Here is a 2,877-nt window from a genome sequence, read left to right as displayed (position 1 = left end):
GGGCATACGCCATGGGGTAATATGAGAGGAGGAAAGTATAGTGCTTTTGATGCCGCTACAAGAGTTCCGTTTATTGTAAGATGGCCTGCAAAAATTAAAGCAGGAACAGTATCAGATGCTTTATTCAGCCAGGTAGACCTCTATGCATCTTTCGCGGCATTAACCGGGCAGAAAATTACTGGGAACAATGCGCCCGATAGTTTTAATAATCTTAAAACATTACTTGGTGCAAAAATAGGGAGAGAATATGTTGTTGAACAATCGCTTAATAATACATTAGGAATTATTAAGGGAAACTGGAAATACATTGAGCCAGGCAAGGGGCCTAAAATGAATCTCCTGACAAATATAGAACTGGGAAATAATCCTAAACCTCAGCTTTATAATTTAAAAGAAGATATTGGAGAAAAGAATAACCTGGCAGAGAAATATCCTGAACAAGTTAAAAAGTTTTCGGAGATGCTTAAGCAGGTAAAGGAAAAAACCCAAACACGAGGAAAGGATTAAATATTAAATCAATGACCCCGAAAAATTTCCCTTCATCCATTTCTGAAAAATGGAAAGATATCAGCCGGATTTATAAAAATGAATTAAAACTGTATTCTAAATATATCGTGAACGCGAATTATTTTAAGCTTTTACTTGCTATCTGCGCAATGTGTGTAGTTTACAGTCAGGAAATTCAGGCCCAAACAAGCAAACAACCAAACATCATTTTTATAATGGCCGATGATCTTGGATGGGGCGATCTCGGTTTTCAGTTTCAAAATCAGAGGGCCAAAGTCAATTTACGAAGCGAACCCTGGTTCAAAACACCAAATCTCGATCGCATGGCTATTCAGGGAGTCCAGCTACCTAACCATTACAGCCCTGCCCCGGTTTGTGCACCATCCCGGGCATCGCTTCTGCTGGGGCAACATCAGGGTCATGCCAATGTACGTGACAATCAGTTCGATAAAGCCTTAGATAACAATCATACTATATCCACCGTTTTAAAAATGGCCGGATATTCAACGGCGGCCTTTGGGAAATGGGGGCTGCAGGGGCAGGGTGATAAGCAGTCGGATTGGGTGGCACATCCGCTAAACCGTGGGTTTGACTATTTTTTAGGATACATGCGCCATAGAGACGGACACGAACATTATCCCAAAGAGGGAATTTACCGTGGGAAAAAAGAGGTGTATGAAAACCGGCAAAATATTGCGGATGATCTGGACAAATGTTATACAGCTGACCTGTGGACAGCGGCAGCTAAAAGATGGATCACCGAACATAAGCAGGAAAAGAAATCAGAAAAACCATTTTTTATTTTTCTGGGCTACGATACTCCGCACGCCGTACTCGAACTGCCAACTCAGGCCTATCCTGAAGGTGGCGGCCTTAAAGGAGGTCTGCAATGGCTGGGCCAACCGGGGCACATGATCAATACAGCTTCAGGAGTTATTGATTCGTGGGTTCATCCCGATTTTGCACATGCATCTTATGATCATGATAAAAACGTTACTACACCCGAAGTGGCCTGGCCGGATGTTTACAAACGGTATGCAAGCAGTACCCGGCGGATCGATAGCGCGGTTGGGGATATTATCCAGCTATTGAAGGATTTGAAAATTGACGATAATACCCTGATTGTATTTACCAGTGATAACGGACCTTCAAGAGAATCGTATCTGGCAGAAGATTATGAACCCGACTTTTTTAATGGTTTTGGCCCGTTCGATGGCATTAAGCGCGACGTGCTTGAAGGAGGGATACGGGTGTCCGCTCTTGCCTACTGGCCTGGTCATATCCCTGCCGGGCGGCTTGTGAAAACACCCAGCTCTTCATACGACTGGCTGCCAACTTTTGCTCAACTAGCCGGAGTGCCGGCGCCGGCTGTTGCCGATGGTGTTTCTTTGGTTCCGTCACTTACAGGATCAGGTAAACAACGTAAAAGCCTGGTTTACGTTGAATATTTTGAAGGCGGAAAAACCCCTGATTATGATGAATTTATTCCGGATCACCAGGGTAAAATACGCAAACAGATGCAGATGGTCCGTATAAATAAGTATGTTGGGATCCGTTACAATATAAATTCGCATAGCGATAATTTCGAACTATTTAATATCATTAAAGATCCGAAGCAGGCAAATAACCTGTCCCGTAATCCGAGAATGGAAGCGGTTCAGCAATTAATGAAAGACAAGGTTCTTCAGTCGCGCCGCCCGAATAATTCAGCCAAACGTCCGTATGATGATGAGCTGGTGCCCGCTCTTTCGCACATAAAAACTCTAGGAGGTGTTGAATGGAAAGCCTACAAAGGTGATTTTCTTTGGGTACCGGATGTTGCTCCATTAAAACCGTACGAAACCGGAACGGCCGACCGTCCGGACATCGACGTGAACAAAGAAACTGAAACTCAAACACTCTATTTTACCGGATATATCAGGATACCGGCCGATGGTGAATACACTTTTTCCCTGAATACGAACCGTGGAGCTTTCCTGCGCATTCATGATGCTGTAGTTATCGATGCAGATTTTGCCTATGCAGGCGGAACTGAGCGGCGGGGTTCTATCAGACTTAAATCCGGATTACATCCATTCAAATTGTATTATACATCCAAAAAAGGAGCCAGATCATTGCTCGATTTTCAGTGGAGTGGCCCTGCAATCAACAAACAGTCTGTACCACCTTCTGTTTTTCTGCGGAATGCAAGGATTTGAATTAACTGTGAAAGAATTCCCGCAGTGGACAAATTCTCAAAATAAATTACAAAGTGATAAAGTTATTATCTTTACATAACATACATTTTAAAATTAAATAAACATCAATGAAAAACAGCTGCCTATTCTTATCGACTTTAATATTAATCATGTTTAGTGTTACATATGGCGC

Annotated in this window: 2 protein-coding genes; both read left to right on the top strand. The window is 42.8% G+C overall.

Features of this window, described 5'->3' with window-relative positions; all coding sequences use genetic code 11:
- Positions 1 to 507: sulfatase-like hydrolase/transferase (locus tag ACLL8Z_RS11665; RefSeq protein WP_411274966.1), on the top strand; the 507-nt coding region annotated here is incomplete at its 5' end.
- 11 nt (positions 508 to 518) lie between these two features.
- On the top strand, positions 519 to 2,705 hold the full coding sequence (locus tag ACLL8Z_RS11660; RefSeq protein ID WP_411274965.1) for a sulfatase-like hydrolase/transferase: 2,187 nt from the start codon (positions 519 to 521) through the stop codon (positions 2,703 to 2,705).
- The last annotated feature ends 172 nt before the right edge of the window (positions 2,706 to 2,877 follow it).

This window comes from Daejeonella sp., assembly GCF_046590655.1.
In the GTDB taxonomy this organism is placed as follows: Bacteria; Bacteroidota; Bacteroidia; order Sphingobacteriales; family Sphingobacteriaceae; genus Daejeonella.
The sequence above is the reverse complement of the archived record's forward strand: the minus strand, read 5'-3'. Positions and strand labels throughout refer to the sequence as shown.